Annotated in this window: 16 protein-coding genes; 10 read left to right on the top strand and 6 right to left on the bottom strand. The window is 53.8% G+C overall.

Annotated elements, in window-relative coordinates:
• Positions 1-1,143 (bottom strand): DUF1549 domain-containing protein (locus R3C20_08415; GenBank protein MEZ6040515.1); only part of this gene is annotated, 1,143 nt, incomplete at its 3' end.
• A 305-nt stretch (positions 1,144-1,448) separates the two neighbouring features.
• Here R3C20_08415 and R3C20_08420 point away from each other — a divergent pair.
• The 10 genes from R3C20_08420 to R3C20_08465 all read left to right on the top strand — a co-directional run bounded on the left by R3C20_08420 (position 1,449) and on the right by R3C20_08465 (position 9,973).
• Positions 1,449-1,832 carry an MBL fold metallo-hydrolase gene (locus R3C20_08420; GenBank protein MEZ6040516.1) on the top strand — a complete coding sequence of 128 codons (384 nt, stop codon included), beginning with the start codon at positions 1,449-1,451 and terminating at the stop codon, positions 1,830-1,832.
• A 5-nt stretch (positions 1,833-1,837) separates the two neighbouring features.
• The gene (locus R3C20_08425; GenBank protein ID MEZ6040517.1) at positions 1,838-2,296 is read left to right on the top strand and encodes an MBL fold metallo-hydrolase; all 459 of its coding nucleotides are present in this window, start codon (positions 1,838-1,840) and stop codon (positions 2,294-2,296) included.
• The gene (locus R3C20_08430) at positions 2,293-2,523 is read left to right on the top strand and encodes a hypothetical protein (GenBank protein ID MEZ6040518.1); all 231 of its coding nucleotides are present in this window, start codon (positions 2,293-2,295) and stop codon (positions 2,521-2,523) included. Before R3C20_08425 ends, R3C20_08430 begins: the two co-directional genes overlap by 4 nt.
• Entirely contained in the window at positions 2,474-2,698 is a 225-nt protein-coding gene (locus tag R3C20_08435; GenBank protein MEZ6040519.1) for a hypothetical protein, read from the top strand. The genes R3C20_08430 and R3C20_08435 overlap by 50 nt, the downstream gene beginning before the upstream one ends.
• A gap of 3 nt (positions 2,699-2,701) precedes the next feature.
• A complete protein-coding gene (locus R3C20_08440) occupies positions 2,702-2,842 on the top strand; it encodes a hypothetical protein (GenBank protein ID MEZ6040520.1) in 141 nt (46 codons plus the stop codon).
• A 138-nt stretch (positions 2,843-2,980) separates the two neighbouring features.
• The gene (locus tag R3C20_08445) at positions 2,981-4,042 is read left to right on the top strand and encodes a M42 family metallopeptidase (GenBank protein ID MEZ6040521.1); all 1,062 of its coding nucleotides are present in this window, start codon (positions 2,981-2,983) and stop codon (positions 4,040-4,042) included.
• A gap of 256 nt (positions 4,043-4,298) precedes the next feature.
• Positions 4,299-4,712 carry a heavy metal-associated domain-containing protein gene (locus R3C20_08450; GenBank protein ID MEZ6040522.1) on the top strand — a complete coding sequence of 138 codons (414 nt, stop codon included), beginning with the start codon at positions 4,299-4,301 and terminating at the stop codon, positions 4,710-4,712.
• A gap of 296 nt (positions 4,713-5,008) precedes the next feature.
• The gene (pckA, locus tag R3C20_08455; protein MEZ6040523.1) at positions 5,009-6,607 is read left to right on the top strand and encodes a phosphoenolpyruvate carboxykinase (ATP); all 1,599 of its coding nucleotides are present in this window, start codon (positions 5,009-5,011) and stop codon (positions 6,605-6,607) included.
• 610 nt (positions 6,608-7,217) lie between these two features.
• Positions 7,218-8,573 carry an ATP-binding protein gene (locus R3C20_08460; GenBank protein MEZ6040524.1) on the top strand — a complete coding sequence of 452 codons (1,356 nt, stop codon included), beginning with the start codon at positions 7,218-7,220 and terminating at the stop codon, positions 8,571-8,573.
• Positions 8,570-9,973: a hypothetical protein gene (locus R3C20_08465; protein MEZ6040525.1), complete on the top strand. Its 1,404-nt coding sequence runs from the start codon at positions 8,570-8,572 to the stop codon at positions 9,971-9,973. The genes R3C20_08460 and R3C20_08465 overlap by 4 nt, the downstream gene beginning before the upstream one ends.
• Before the next feature lie 21 nt (positions 9,974-9,994).
• Here the strand turns inward: R3C20_08465 and R3C20_08470 are convergent, their stop codons facing one another.
• From R3C20_08470 to groL, 5 genes are all read right to left on the bottom strand, one after another.
• Complete coding sequence (locus tag R3C20_08470; protein ID MEZ6040526.1) at positions 9,995-10,897, bottom strand: triphosphoribosyl-dephospho-CoA synthase; 903 nt, start codon at positions 10,895-10,897, stop codon at positions 9,995-9,997.
• Between the two features lie 21 nt (positions 10,898-10,918).
• Positions 10,919-11,212 carry a zinc ribbon domain-containing protein gene (locus tag R3C20_08475; GenBank protein ID MEZ6040527.1) on the bottom strand — a complete coding sequence of 98 codons (294 nt, stop codon included), beginning with the start codon at positions 11,210-11,212 and terminating at the stop codon, positions 10,919-10,921.
• Positions 11,213-11,330: 118 nt separating this feature from the next.
• On the bottom strand, positions 11,331-11,894 hold the full coding sequence (grpE, locus tag R3C20_08480) for a nucleotide exchange factor GrpE (protein MEZ6040528.1): 564 nt from the start codon (positions 11,892-11,894) through the stop codon (positions 11,331-11,333).
• A gap of 3 nt (positions 11,895-11,897) precedes the next feature.
• On the bottom strand, positions 11,898-13,052 hold the full coding sequence (gene dnaJ, locus R3C20_08485) for a molecular chaperone DnaJ (GenBank protein MEZ6040529.1): 1,155 nt from the start codon (positions 13,050-13,052) through the stop codon (positions 11,898-11,900).
• Between the two features lie 254 nt (positions 13,053-13,306).
• Positions 13,307-14,923: a chaperonin GroEL gene (groL, locus tag R3C20_08490; protein MEZ6040530.1), complete on the bottom strand. Its 1,617-nt coding sequence runs from the start codon at positions 14,921-14,923 to the stop codon at positions 13,307-13,309.
• Between the last annotated feature and the right edge of the window lie 38 nt (positions 14,924-14,961).

A 14,961-nucleotide genomic window follows, 5' to 3' on the forward strand; every position in this document is an offset into this window, starting at 1 on the left:
GCCCCACTGGCTAGTCAGATGGTAGGGGTCCGTCGAAATAATGGTCCGTACCAGCCAGCGAACGTCATAATCGTGGTCCACAAATTCCCGAGCCAGACGGTCCAGGATTTCGGGGTGCGATGCAGGATTGTGCGGTCCCATGTCGTCAACGGGGCGAGTGAAGCCATACCCGAAGAACTGTCCCCACGTTCGATTCACGAACGCCTGTGAGATCAGAGTCGATTCACCATCGACAGGCTCGCAGACCAACTTTGCCAGCTCAGCCCTGCGGTCAACATGACCGGCCGGGTCAACCTCTTTTCCGAGGTATTTCGGAAAGGCAACCTGCATCAGACCGCTTCGTTTCTCGTAGTAAACGGGTCCGGAAAAGTTCTGCCAGACAACCTCCGAGAAATCGTCGACCTGACGCCCGGTCTGCGGATCGGTCTTTCGATGATCAATTTTGTTGACCTGTCGGAAGAAGCTGTTGAATTCCCAGAACTGGTCCTGCTGCCACTTGTTGAAAGGATGATTGTGACACTGAGTGCACTGGACCTGTAAACCCAGGAACAAACGTGTCGTCATCGCCGTTAACTGCACTCCTTCGTCCCGATTCTGCATCTGGGCAAGGATGTAGTTGGTTGCACCATTTTCTTCATAGTGCCCCTCTGCAGTAATCAGATCGATGACGACTTCGTTCCAGGGACGATTCTTCGCGAATGCTTCGCGAAAGAATTTTTCCATACCCTTTCGGCTCACGCGACGGGGTTCGCCCCGGCCAATACAATTATTGGTCCAGATGGTCGTCCAGTGACGCACGAAATCTTCGTGATCCGTCAGCGAATCGATCAGGACAGCCCTCTTACGCGGACTTTCGTCTTTCAGGAAATCCTTCACCTCGGTCAACGTCGGAATTCGGCCAAGCACATCAAGGTACACCCGACGCAGCCATTCTTCGTCCGATGCGGCCGAAGAGGGTTTGATTTCGTTGTCTTCCCAGCCCTGCCGAATCTGCTGATTGATAAATTCGACGATCGAAACTTCCTGCTCAGTGGGTTCGTCAGCACGCAGTGCCCCATCCGAGTTGAAGCTGAATGTCAACGCACCTGCAATCGACAATGCGGCCCAGAAGACCTTCGTTCGTGCTACCACAGCACTTTGCATCTTCCTAATCTCCCTGTTCATGGAAGCGAAACTCGAAAACTGTGCCGCAGTAGGGCACGGAAGAATCAGCCAAGGACAGCCAACCATACCGCTTACTGACAACATCGCTTTCCTGATAGTGTACATCATTTTCATGCAGAACTGTTCGTCGCTTTCTCAAGCATTCAGCCATGATTCACATCTCCGGGTGACCACGCGCACACATCCTTTCCAGTATTTGCCGCAGGTCGCTATCCTTCTCGTCCAGTAAATGCCCCAAACGTTTCAAACTGGCAACATTTTTCTCTGAACGGACCACCGACAAAATGAAGGTAACTTTTCTGGGTGCGGCATGTGAAGTCACTGGCAGCCAGCATCTGATCGAAACGGGGTCCACCCGGTTACTCCTTGACTGTGGCCTGTTTCAGGGACGCGAGTCAGAAACGCGTCCGAAGAACATTCGGTTTCTATGTTCACCCAGGACTCTGGACGCGGTCGTGCTGTCCCATGCTCACATTGATCATTGCGGAAATCTTCCGGGCCTGGTTCGTGCGGGTTTCGATGGCCCCATCTTCGCGACCCGGGCCACCGCGGAGATCGCATCGATGATGCTGCGTGACAGTGCGAAAATTCAGGAAGAAGATGCCAGATACTCAGCCAGGCGATCCAAACAATACGGTTTTGAGGCATTCGAGGCACTCTATACCTGAAGAAGATGCTCGGAAGGTTTCCGCAGAGCTTTGAGTACGTCCGCTACCACGAATGGACGGAGATTTCGGACGACGTTCGAATCCGCCTTCACCATTCGGGACACATTCTGGGAGCCGCCATTACCGAGCTGGAAGCTAAAGAAAACGGAGAATGGAAGAGATTGGTTTTCACCGGCGACCTGGGGCGACGCAACATTCCCATTCTACCGGATCCGGAAACTGTGGAACGCTGTGACGCTGTGATCTCGGAATCAACGTATGGCAACCGAGTTCATCCGGAAGCGGGTGACGTGAAGGCGAAACTTCAACGCATCATCTGCGAGGCGTCACGGCGAAGGGGCAAGGTGATCATTCCTGCCTTCAGCCTCGGACGTACACAACTGCTGGTCTATTTGCTTAACGAGCTTCGCAATGAAGATGCTTTGTGCCGAGTGCCGTTTATATCGACAGCCCTCTTGCCGTGAGACTGACAGACATTTACCGCGATCACGCTGAAATCATGGACGACGAAGTGCGTCAAACGCTGAAATATGACGATGATGTGTTCGATTTCGACGGACTCACCTATATTCGATCGCAGGATGAAAGTATCGCGGCGAACCGAGCCCAGGGGGCCATTCGTCGTGATTTCGGCCAGCGGGATGTGCGAGAACGGACGCATCGTGCATCACCTGAAACATGCGGTCGCTGACGAAAACAGCCATCTGATTATTGGTTATCAGGCAGCACACCTTGGGCGGCAACTGGTAGAACGCCGTGACAACGTCACCATTTACGGACGACGTTACCCGCTGAACGCCCGCATCGAGATCATCAATGGGCTGTCAGCCCACGCAGATGCCGAGGCTTCCGCGCTGGTGGTTTGATGCATGGGCCGAAAGGGAGGAACCGGACAGATCTTCCTTGTCCATGGAGAAGAAGATTCCATGCGTTCCCTGCAGCAAATCGTCGGCGATGTTTCTGATCACCCGCCCGTTATTCCGAAGTTTGGTGAGTCGTTTGAAATCTAGTCGCGCAAAAGCACGAATTGTCCTGACCTGCAGAGAGTGCCTGACGGGGAGATTCGAAAGATCGGCCAATTCTCCTGACAGCCTGGTTCAACCTGTACTTCACCCCGCGAGCCCACTTCTCCCAGAGAAAGCAAATCCATGGCAGACCAGTTTCTGAAAGACCTGTTGAAGACACCCGGAACATCCGGTGGCGAGCAGGCTGTTCAGGATGTCGTTCGAGAATACGTGAAGACTTTCGCTGATGAAGTGACCACTGATGTCCATGGCAATGTGATGGCTACCGTAAATCGCGGGGGCTCCCCTGTCATTTTGCTGGATGCTCATTGCGATCAGATTGGACTTATCGTCCGTCACATCGACAGCCAGGGCTTCATCCGCGTGTCTGCCGTGGGCGGATGGGACATCCAGATTCTTTTGGGTCAACGAGTCCTCGTCCACTCAAAGACAGGACCAATCCCCGGTGTCATTGCTCGAAAACCCATTCATCTGCTGGATACGGATGAACGTAAGAGCGTCCCCAAGATCAAAGATCTGCTCGTCGATATCGGATCGACTTCCGAAAGCGAAACTCGGGAAGTTGTGCGGATCGGAGACTTCATTACTCCCGAGCCCTGCCTCCGGGAACTTCGGAATGGTCGCCTTTCCGGAGTCGCGATGGATGACCGAACAGGCGTTTGGGTCATCATGAACGCACTGCGAATGATCGCTGCGCGAGAACCAACCGCAAAAGTCGTCGCCGTTTCATCGGTTCAGGAAGAGATCGGCCTGCGAGGTGCCACGACCAGTTCTTATCATGTCAATCCCGATGTTGCCATTGCTGTCGATGTAACACACGCCACGGACTGCCCCGGAATTGATCAAAACGAATTCGGCCGGATTGTGATCGGGGGAGGCCCGGTGATCGTTCGAGGCGCTAACGCGAATCCACAGGTCTTTCGCCAGCTGACCGAACAAGCTGAGAAAAATTCCATCCCCTATCAGGTGAATGCACTTGGGTATCCAGCAAGCAATGACGCAGCAACAATTCAGCTGACTCGAGGCGGTTGTGCGGCCGGACTGGTGACACTACCCAATCGCTACATGCACAGCCCAGTCGAACTTGTCGCCGAATCCGACCTTTCCCAGGCTGCACAGCTGATTGCCGAATTCTGCCTCTCCGTCGACGCCGCAACATCCTTTATCCCCTCTTCGAGCTGCTGACCGTAGCTTGTCATCACGTGGCAGGGATTTTCAACGAATCCCGGCCCGGAGACGTATCCGGCCGAAGAAATCCGGGCAATCCGGGGCTTCAGTTACATGTGGTGAAATTGCCTCAATCAAACAAAGTCTGAGAAAACTGCGTTGAGATTCCTGGCAAGTCGACTGACACCAGGACCGGGCATTGACGGATCCCGCGAACCGACTAAAACTGTGTACATACCGAAAACACCTGAAACTAACTTTTGGAGTCATTCAAATGAAGAAGCTCATCGGACTTCTGTCTTTTGCAATCCTTGCTGGCTGCGGAGACAGCGGCACGGAGACGGTCACTACCAATCCTGATACGCCTGCCGCGACTTCCGAAGACGGCGAAGCATCACAAACTCCGGCGGCAGCAGTGAGTCAGGAACCGGTTATGGTCGCTTACAAAGCAGGAGACAATGCGACGCTGGCTGTCCCTGAAATGTCCTGTCAGATTAATTGCTACCCAAAAGTCAAGAAAGCTCTGGAAGGGATTACCGGAGTCAAATCGGTCGAACTCGTTCCACAGGAAGACGAAGTGGTGGTGAATGACCGCCGAGTGAAAATTGAATTCGACGGCGATGTTGATGGCGCAGCAGCGCTGACGGCCCTGGACGGCGCCGGTTATCCCGGTTCAAGTTTCGAATAACTGCCTCCGGAACAGCCTGAGAGTCACCTGACCATAGCCCGATCGCGAATAAGTGATCGGGCTATTCTCGTTGGATTTCACAATTGCAAGCGGAACAGAATTTGTGACAGCTCTCCGGCGGTGATAGATGTCGTTTGTCACGCTCCAGACTGCACAGTGTTGTGTGCATCAGCACGGCCTGGCCGTTTCGGAGCATGCAAAACACCATGGACCGGCGATTCCGCACAACACGGACACAGATTCCTGAATGTGCTATCGTGCGTTTGCAGTTGTTACCTGATACTTAAAGCAAAAGGATGTTCAGCGTGCCGAAAACGTTTAACCTGGCCTCACACGGAATCACTGTCGAAAACGTATTTCGTAATCTGGCACCAAGCACTCTGTACGAAGAGGCGATCCGCCACGAACCCGGAACCAGCATTTCAGACGCCGGGTGTTTGATTGCTTATTCCGGTGAAAAGACGGGACGATCACCAAAAGACAAGCGCGTAGTCAGGCACCCGGATTCTCAGGACAATGTCTGGTGGGGGCCGGTCAACTTCGCACTGGATGAAATGACCTTTTCCATCAATCGCGAACGTGCCATTGACTATCTGAATACACGTGATCGTATCTACTGCGTTGATGCTTACGCAGGATGGGAGCCCAACACGCGGCTGAAAGTACGCGTCATCTGTGCTCGCCCCTATCACGCATTATTCATGCATAACATGCTCATTCGCCCGACAGATGCAGAACTCGAGACATTCGAGGAGCCCGATTTCGTCATTTTCAACGCTGGCGCATTCCCGGCAAATCGCTTCACCACAGGAATGACTTCACGAACAAGTGTCGACTTGAGTATTGAGCATGGAGAAGTCGTGCTGCTTGGCACCGAATACGCCGGTGAAATGAAAAAGGCAGTCTTTACTTACATGAATTATCTGCTGCCGATGAAAGGCATCCTGTCGATGCATTGTTCGGCAACGACAAGCAAGGACGATGGTACATCGTCTGTCCTGTTTGGATTGTCCGGCACAGGAAAAACAACGCTGTCTGCTGATCCGAATCGTTACCTGATCGGAGACGATGAACACGGCTGGTCAGACGATGGCATTTTCAATATTGAAGGCGGTTGCTATGCGAAGGCTGTTTACCTGACTCGTGAGTCTGAACCTGAGATATTTGATGCCCTTCGATTCGGCGCTGTTCTGGAAAATGTCGTCTACGACAAAGCACACCACCATGTCGATTTTAATGACACATCGATTACTCAGAACACACGAGGATCATATCCCATCGAATTCATGGGGAATGCAAAGATCCCGTGCGTCGCCACACACCCATCTGACGTAATTTTCCTGACGTGTGATGCATTTGGCGTGCTGCCGCCCGTCGCCCGCCTGACAAAAGAACAAGCGATGTACTACTTCATTAGTGGGTACACGGCAAAGGTCGCTGGCACCGAAATGGGCGTTACAGAACCGGAAGCGACATTTTCACCCTGTTTCGGTGGTCCGTTTCTGGTCTGCCACCCGTCTCGCTACGCACAATTGCTTGCAGAAAAAATTGACCGACACGGAGCTGCTGTCTGGCTGGTCAATACAGGCTGGTCCGGCGGGGCCTACGGCGTCGGTAGCCGAATGCCTCTTCGTTTCACCAGATCCATTGTTGATGCAATTCACTCGGGCGAGCTTCGTAACGCCCCGACAGAACGCGACGACATTCTCGGGCTTGATGTCGTCAGTCAGTGTCCCGGCGTGCCCGCAGAAATGATGGTCCCCCGCCTCTCGTGGCGAGATACCGATGCCTACGAGAAGACCGCGCGAAAACTTGCAGGTCTGTTCCGTAGCAATTTTGAAGCCTATGCCGCACAAGTCGCCGGTGAAGTGACTGCAGCTGGTCCTCAGGGATAACCCGTCTGAATGTTTCGCAATTGCCAGCCCAGGAATGCCACACCCTAAACCAATCGACGCATAGGGTGTGGCATTGCTCTGGCCGTTGCTTCAAAGCGGTGAAGTCGTCCAGCCTGACTGCCAGAGTTCGGATGTTCCTGACATCACTTCGAACAGTTGCACTTGCCGTCGGCCACTCAACAGAAAAAGCACCAGAAACAGCATTCAGATGTTGCGGATTCGCATCCGTCGACGTCCGATACTTCCGCCGTCTCCCGAACCCAACACCGTCCGTTGGCAATTCCGGATCGCGAACCCGGAAAGCAGGCAGAGTTGCGACGAACTGCTTTCTCCGCCGTTAGCGAGCTGTCTGTCTGTTCGGAACCTGCCAGACACGAAATCTGTTTCAACACAGCGAATCCTAAACGCCATCGGTCTCCAGAGGAATGCCCTGGCCTTGCAGGCCGAGGAAGAACCACGCGGCCACTTCCGGGATCATCAGCTGGTTCATTTGTGCAGCCCGTGTGTTTCGGAAGGACTGTCATTGGGATATAGTGGTCACGTTCGAGAACCCGAATGAGTCATCATCCCCCGTCGGTACAGGTTTTGCTGTTTCAGTCCCGGAATTGCCATGATAAATGACCCAGCCATTCGTGCACTTGAGGAAGCGCTCCGGGTATCGCCGGACAACGCTCCCCTGCGGAGCCACCTTGCCGAATCATTGATGAAAGCTGGATTGCCGGAAGCCGCAGAACTCCACTGGGAAAAGCTTGTTCGGCAAGACCCGGCAGAAACGCGGTATCGTGTTTCACTTGCCCAGTGTTTTTTCCAACAGGGCAAGTACTCCCCTTCGATGGTCATCATTGAAGACCTTGTTTCGAAACGTGACACCCCCGCAGCGGCTTACCTGCTGCATTCCCGACTACTTTTTCAGCAGGGAGATGTGCCGTTTGCAATTTCTGAGTATCGGGCAGCAATCAGCGAAGACCCTTCCCTTCGGGATGATGAACTGGCAGACCGTCTGGGGATTGATTCAAGCGAGCAGTCGGAAGTGATTGAAGGCAAGGTCAGAGCGTCATGGCAGGGGGACGAGAATATAGCCGATGCTGCAACAGAACGCGTTGTGGAAAGGCCTCGGATCAACTTTGAACATGTGGGTGGCATGACGAATCTGAAGGAAGAGATTCGCATGAAGATCATCTATCCACTTCAGCACGCAGATATGTTTAAGGCCTACGGAAAGGCTGTTGGGGGTGGAATTCTGATGTATGGGCCGCCCGGATGTGGAAAGACGCATCTGGCCAGAGCCACCGCCGGCGAAATCGGGGCTGGGTTCATAAGTATCGGAATTCACGACGTCCTTGATATGTGGATTGGCAGCAGCGAAAAGGCCCTACATGGTCTCTTCGAAACTGCTCGACGCAACCAGCCCAGTGTTATGTTTTTTGATGAAGTGGATGCGTTAGGAGCATCTCGTTCCGACATGAAGACAAGCGCTGGACGGCACTTGATCAATCAGTTTCTTGCAGAACTGGATGGGACGGAATCATCAAATGACGGTGTGCTGATTCTCGCAGCAACGAACGCCCCGTGGAATCTGGATTCCGCATTTCGGCGGCCTGGACGCTTCGATCGCATAATCTTCGTACCGCCACCGGATCGAGAAGGCCGGGCCGATATCTTACGCTTACTGCTCTGCGGCAAGCCGGTGGACAACGTCGATCATGATGCAGTTGCCAGAAAAACAGACCAGTTCTCGGGAGCAGACTTAAAGGCAGTCGTCGACGTTTGCATTGAAGGTAAACTGGCAGCGGCTCTCAGGACCGGTCGCCCCGAACCAATTGGCACGAAAGACCTGATTGGTGCGGCGAAACAAGTACGTCCTTCGACCCAGGATTGGTTCAATTCCGCTCGCAATTACGCCTTGTATTCCAACCAAAGTGGATTGTACGACGACATCCTTCGCTACCTGAAAATCAACAAATGAATGAACATCTGCGGCGTGCAACGTTTCTGATGCAGCAATCACGCTATGAACTGGCAGAATCGGAGTTGCGTCTTGCATTGGCGGAAGATTCCGGCAATGCAATTGCGCACGCCTTTCTTGCAATGTGCTTATCAGAGCGTGATCAGCACGCGGCCGCGACGGATGAGGCACAGCAAGCAATCCTCCATAGTCCTGACCTGGCCATCGGTCATTATGCGATGGCCTGGGTGATGCGAGAGCGAAATCGACTGACCGAAGCGCGTACGGCCATCAACGAGGCCATCCGAATTGACCCGGCCGACGTAAATTCGTTCGCGATGCTGGCCTCGATCGAAGCGAAGGCCAATCAATGGAAGTCCTGCAGAATCGCGGCAGAACGCGGCCTGGAAATTGATCCGGAAGATGTTGACTGCACAAACCTTCTCGCCATTGCCATGACCAGTATGGGTGATCGCGAACAAGCAGGCGTAACGATTCGCGAGGCACTACAGCGCGACCCGGACAACACCATTACTCATGCAAACGAAGGCTGGCGGCTATTGGGACGCCACGAACCTGAGAAGGCCATGCTGCATTTTCAGGAAGCCCTGCGACTGGATGCCAGCAATGAATGGGCCAGAGCGGGCATTGTCGAAGCGATGAAGGCTCGGCATTTTATCTATCGCTGGATGCTCAGTTTTTTTCTCTGGCTGAATTCATTCAGCCCACGTGTTCAGATTCTACTGGTGCTTGGCATCATGTTTGGTCAGGGGCTGTTATCCAGAGTTCTGAATACCGTGCCCTTTCTGCAACCGTTCGCCGTACTGATCAGCCTGACATACATCCTGTTTGCGTGGATGACCTGGACCTCATCGTCGTTGTTTAACCTGGTTTTGATGGCCAATCGATTCGGGCGTCTGGCTTTAACTCCGAAACAACGGTTGGAAGCATCATTGGCGGGCATTTGTGTCGCAGTGGGCCCGCTGTCTGCCATGATCATCTGGTTTTCGAACGACTTACCACAGGCGGCATGGCTGGGCATGCTGGCCGCTCTGCTTTTTCCCGGCATGGTGATCCCTGTCGCAACGGCTGCGAAATCAAAAGGCATGCGTCAGGCTGTCGCCTCGGCTTGGTGCGTCGGAGTTCTTTGGTTTGTCCTTCAGGCAAATTTTTCAGCCACCCGGCTTACCAGCCAGATCATCAGTACAGTTCAGGGAATTCGTTCGCTGGAAGAGTCATCAACAACGGAAACCGGACAGTCCACGGTACTGCCCGTAGACGACCCGGAAATCCAATTCATCAAGGACGCTGCCAGCACCGAAGTTTCCAACTATCTGTCGCAACTGATTGCTGCTTTGCGAGGGATCGCATACTCGACATGGCTTGGCCTTGCGATCACAGTCATTCCCGAAAGGAAGTAAGATCTCCGAAGCGGAGGCGAACTAATCAAGACGCAATCGTCCACTTCGCAACCCGCAGAACAAGGCAGCCACGATCAAATCCGCTGTCGTTCCCGGGTTGCGACGATGACCATCTTCGCACAGGAATTTTTTCAGTGCCTCATAGGCCGCCTCGGATGATGGTTGTTCGGGCCATCCGTTGACCAGCACTTGATCAGCCAGTCTCCGAGCTTCCGTTGCCACTTCGACGCCACATTTTCGGATGATCAGCGTGTCAGGTATCGACTGGAGTAATCGCAGGGCAAGCCATGTGATGCACGTCGAAGCAGATTCCATTCCGCCAGTCTTTGAATCAATCCATGGAGAATTCTCCAGCCAATCGACAGCTCGAAACACTTCCTGATAGGCATTCACGTACTGCATGGCAATCGTGTCACGTTCTGACGCCAGTCGCATGCAGTCTCTCAGCGGAAGTGTCGGTGAATTACTGACATCCTGATCGTCAGCGTTCCCAAGACCTCCGGGTGCTGCCAGACGAATTGCCTCGTAGACAGCCATGCTGTCATCGACCGTCAGGTCGTCAAGAATCCGTTCGATGCCGTCCTGCAAAGACGATGATTCGGGCACAGCTGCCAATGGGATCAACAGCAACACAATGCCAAGATTTGTATTGTGCGGCACGACGAGGCGTGTGGCTCGGATGCATTCCAGGATCGTCGATCCAACGGTCTGCGGTGTTACTCTCGCGGCGACATCACAGATAGCATCAGCTGATCGAAGAAAATCCTCAACCGTTGCGACATCGCGAGGAACGCCGGCTTCATCCAGAGATGAAAATGAATACTCCGGGTTCACGTTTCCCGGTTTCGGAGCGGATACCTCCAGGTAGCACGCCGTACGGACCCAGTCGCTCAACTTCTGTTGCCAGGCAGTTAATTCGCTCACCACAATCGAAGACCGTTCAAGTCAGTCTGTGCTGCCTGATTTACTGCCAGACGATTCGCTTGTGGAACTTGAAGAGCTACTTGATGAATCAGAGGATTTCTTCGCAGCTTCAGCGCCTTTTTTGTACGAATCGCTTCGATAATCGGTCTGATAAAACCCAGACCCCTTAAAGATGATGCCTCCACCGGCGCTGATAATACGTTCGGCCTTCAGTTTTCCACAGTCCGGACATTTCTTAGTGGGCTTCGCAGTGATCGACTGAAACTCATCCCACTTGTGACTACACGCATTGCAACGATATTCGTAGGTTGGCATAGCCGCTGAATCCTGCAGAACAAATTCAAGTTTAATCAGAAACAACAGTATCAAGACAAAGAAGCAACCACGTCAAACAGATTCATCGACGGAATGATCTGCTTGACCGACGGTGCAATCAGCTTTCAGCCGGGGCACATGAGACGATAACGCGAGCAGGCCGAACAACGCGATCGTGCAGACGGTAGCCCATTTCCACAACCTGCATCACTGTCATTGGATCGTGGTCGGCCGACGGCACCTGTGTCAGCGCTTCGTGCAGGTTCGGGTCAAATGGTTTGCCTAATGCGTCAATTGGCTCCGCTGAGTGCGTCTTCAGGATATCGCGGAATTGGTGGGCAACCATTTGAATACCGTTCAGCAACGCCTGAGTGTCACCTGTCTGTTCGGCGGAATCCACTGCACGCTGCAATCCGTCAAGGCCAGGAAGCAGGTCTCGCACCAGTCGGAACGATTCAAATCTTCTGGCATCTTCCATTTCTCGCTGCATTCGACGGCGAGAGTTCTCCATCTCCGCCTGCATTCGCAGCATCTTATCCTGCAATTCAGCAACCTGCTCCTTCAGTGCGTTCACGCTGGCGTGATCACCGCTGGCTTCAGGATGTGACTCAACGGTTCCGCTTTTAGACTCAACCGCGGGTTCTGGTGACGGGCATTGTTCGTCGTTTTCTGGATCAGTCATCTCTTATTTTTCCTCTGATTCGTCGCCCGAAAAAAACTGCTTCACCTGATCAAAAAATGACTTGCGGTGGGGCGTCACGTCTTTGTGGTCGAGTTCAGCCAGTTGCCTCAGCAGATCTTCCTGTTCTGGTGATAGTTTCTTTGGAACATCCACCTGAATTTCTACCAGAAGGTCTCCGATACGCCCGCCACCACGCGGGTCAGGCATTCCCCGAGCTTTGAGCCTTGTCACGTCTCCAGGCTGGGTCCCCGGTTTGACCTTCATTGTTTCCGGACCAGCAAGCGTCGGGATTTCGATCTCAGCCCCCAGAGCTGCCTGAGAAAATGTGATTGGAACTCGACACATCAAGTCCGATCCGTCGCGATCGAAAAGCGGATGCCGCTTCACTTCGATGTCGACATAAAGGTCTCCCCGCGGACCGCCACCGGCACCCGCTTCACCTTCTCCACGCAGACAAAGCTGCATTCCGGAATCAATACCAGAAGGGATGACGACTTCGCGGACGACATCCGCCATCACTCGTCCACCGCCTCGACACTCCTGGCAGGGATCTTTGACCGTTTTGCCTGCGCCGCGGCAAGTGGGACAGGTTGTCTGGACACGGAAGAAACCCTGCGACTGAATGACCTGACCATGGCCGCCGCAGGTACTGCAGGAGATCGGGCTGCTTCCGGGTTTTGAGCCCGATCCAGCGCAGGTCTGGCACGTCTCGTGGCGGGAAATGTGGAGTTCACGACGGCAGCCGGAGTAAGCCTCCGGAAGTTCAATGCTGATCGTGGTCTGGAGGGAAGCTCCTTTACTCGCTCCGCCGCGCCGTCGTCCACCTCCGGAACCACCCCCGAAGTTGAACCCAAAACCTTCAAAGATGTCGCCGAAAGCGCTGAAGATATCGTTCACGTCACCAAAGCCAGCGCCTCCACCTCCGCTGCCTTTGACGCCGGAATGACCAAAGCGATCGTACCGAGCACGCTTGTCCTCGTTGCTGAGGACTTCAAATGCCTCAGAAGCCTCCTTGAACGCTGCAACCGCTTCTTCGTTATCCGGATTCCGGTCCGGATGGTATTTGATAGCCAGCTTCTTGTAGGCCTTCTTGATCTCTTCACCCGAAGCTGTCCGAACGACTCCCAGGACTTCGTAATAACATCGTTGTTCGGTCATCATGTTATCTACCGGGATCACAGATCCGTTTTAATTCTGCAGAACGACAACAACGGTCGCCGGAACAACATCCCACCGTTTGTTCTTCACACCGGCCACGCAGAAGACGAGAAACTTGCAGAGTCTGCGAGGCTTTGGCAACCAGCCGAACGACCGGAAAAAAATCGGGACACCATTACTGGTGCCCCGAGTGAATAACCACCGTCCGGGGCGAGCGAAATAGAACACCGCCCGCGGCCGAGATCCTGTCGAAACTAGTGAATTGCGCCTTCGACTGTTGGGCGTTTTCCACCGTCTGCATCGTCTGAACGCGTGACAAGAACCTGAGTCGTCAACATCAATCCAGCGATCGAAGCTGCATGAGACAAAGCACTCCGCACCACCTTTGCGGGGTCGAGAATACCAGCCTTCAGCATGTCGACATATTCGTCTTTTGACGCATCGTAGCCCATCGTACCCTGCAGCTGAAGCACTTCGTCAGCAACAACCGCCCCGTCCTTGCCGCAATTGGCTGCGATCTGACGAAGAGGAGCCTGCAGAGCATTCGCCAGGATTTCGATGCCAATCGCCTCGTCGCCCTTAGCTTTCACCTTACGGACAGCTTCAATTGAACGCAGCAATGCCACGCCGCCACCAGGCAGAATTCCTTCTTCCACAGCAGCACGAGTCGCATGCAATGCGTCTTCCATTCGAGCTTTGGTTTGCTTCATCTCTGCTTCTGTAGATGCACCAACAGAAATGACTGCAACACCACCGGTCAGCTTCGCAAGTCGCTCCTGGAACTTCTCGCGATCGTAGTCGCTGTCGGTCTTCTCGATATGGTCACGAATCTGCTGAACGCGAGTCTGAATGGCAGACGCTTCGCCCGCACCTTCGATGATGGTGCAGCTGTCTTTCATGACTTCGATTCGGCGTGCCTGCCCCAGGTGGCTCAGCTCAACCGAATCCAGCTTGATTCCCAGATCTTCTGAAATCAACGTTCCGCCGGTCAGCACCGCCATGTCACCAAGCATCGCTTTTCGGCGATCGCCGAAACCAGGTGCCTTGACGGCACAGATTTTCAGGATGCCACGAAGCTTGTTCACCACAAGTGCGGTCAGCGCTTCGCTGTCAACGTCTTCCGCAATCACAAGGAACTGGCGACCGGTCTGGGCGACCTTCTCCAGCAGCGGCACAAATTCACGAAGATTTGAAATCTTCTTTTCGTATAGCAGGATCAGGCAGTCGTCCAGAACGGCCTTCATGTCTTCAGCCTGCGTGACGAAGTAAGGACTGATGTAGCCCTTGTCGAACTGCATCCCCTCGGCGAACTCAAGCGTCGTCGAGCTTCCCTTGCCTTCTTCAACGGTGATCACTCCATCCCGGCCAACTCGCTCCATCGCATCGGCAATCATGTCACCGATCTCTTTGTCGCTGTTTGCCGAGATCGCTCCAACCTGAGCGATCTCCTTCTTGGTTTCCACTGGCTTTGCCAGTTTGGCGATGGACTCAAGAGCAGCATCCACACCACGATCAATCCCGCGTCGCACCACAGTGGGATTCGCTCCCAGCGTAATACTTCGCAGACCCTGCTCATAGATAGCGCGAGCAAGAACCGTGGCCGTTGTCGTGCCGTCGCCAGCCAGATCGCTCGTCTTGCTGGCAACTTCATTGACCAGCTTCGCCCCCATGTGCTCGTAAGGGTCGTCGAGTTCAACTTCCTTACTGACCGTCACACCGTCCTTTGTCACGACGGGATTGCCAAAACTCTTGTCAATGATCACGTTGCGACCTGTTGGGCCCATCGTTACCGCAACCGCCTTGGCAAGCGTTTCCACGCCGCGCTGCAGTTTGATGCGGGCTTTATCGTCGAACAACAGTTGCTTTGCCACTTCAAAGGCTCCTTCAGCGTTTACTCGCTGCCACAAAC

The sequence above is a fragment of the Planctomycetaceae bacterium genome, from assembly GCA_041398825.1.
GTDB lineage: Bacteria > Planctomycetota > Planctomycetia > Planctomycetales > Planctomycetaceae > F1-80-MAGs062.

What these genes read in the sequence shown, in the direction of transcription:
- grpE (MEZ6040528.1), bottom strand. Translation starts at nt 11,894, where the DNA reads ATGACTGATCCAGAAAACGACGAACAATGCCCGTCACCAGAACCCGCG.
- dnaJ (MEZ6040529.1), bottom strand. Translation starts at nt 13,052, where the DNA reads ATGACCGAACAACGATGTTATTACGAAGTCCTGGGAGTCGTTCGGACA.
- R3C20_08440 (MEZ6040520.1), top strand. Translation starts at nt 2,702, where the DNA reads ATGGGCCGAAAGGGAGGAACCGGACAGATCTTCCTTGTCCATGGAGAA.
- R3C20_08420 (MEZ6040516.1), top strand. Translation starts at nt 1,449, where the DNA reads ATGAAGGTAACTTTTCTGGGTGCGGCATGTGAAGTCACTGGCAGCCAG.
- pckA (MEZ6040523.1), top strand. Translation starts at nt 5,009, where the DNA reads ATGTTCAGCGTGCCGAAAACGTTTAACCTGGCCTCACACGGAATCACT.
- R3C20_08460 (MEZ6040524.1), top strand. Translation starts at nt 7,218, where the DNA reads ATGATAAATGACCCAGCCATTCGTGCACTTGAGGAAGCGCTCCGGGTA.
- R3C20_08425 (MEZ6040517.1), top strand. Translation starts at nt 1,838, where the DNA reads ATGCTCGGAAGGTTTCCGCAGAGCTTTGAGTACGTCCGCTACCACGAA.
- R3C20_08475 (MEZ6040527.1), bottom strand. Translation starts at nt 11,212, where the DNA reads ATGCCAACCTACGAATATCGTTGCAATGCGTGTAGTCACAAGTGGGAT.
- R3C20_08435 (MEZ6040519.1), top strand. Translation starts at nt 2,474, where the DNA reads ATGTGCGAGAACGGACGCATCGTGCATCACCTGAAACATGCGGTCGCT.
- R3C20_08450 (MEZ6040522.1), top strand. Translation starts at nt 4,299, where the DNA reads ATGAAGAAGCTCATCGGACTTCTGTCTTTTGCAATCCTTGCTGGCTGC.
- R3C20_08445 (MEZ6040521.1), top strand. Translation starts at nt 2,981, where the DNA reads ATGGCAGACCAGTTTCTGAAAGACCTGTTGAAGACACCCGGAACATCC.
- R3C20_08465 (MEZ6040525.1), top strand. Translation starts at nt 8,570, where the DNA reads ATGAATGAACATCTGCGGCGTGCAACGTTTCTGATGCAGCAATCACGC.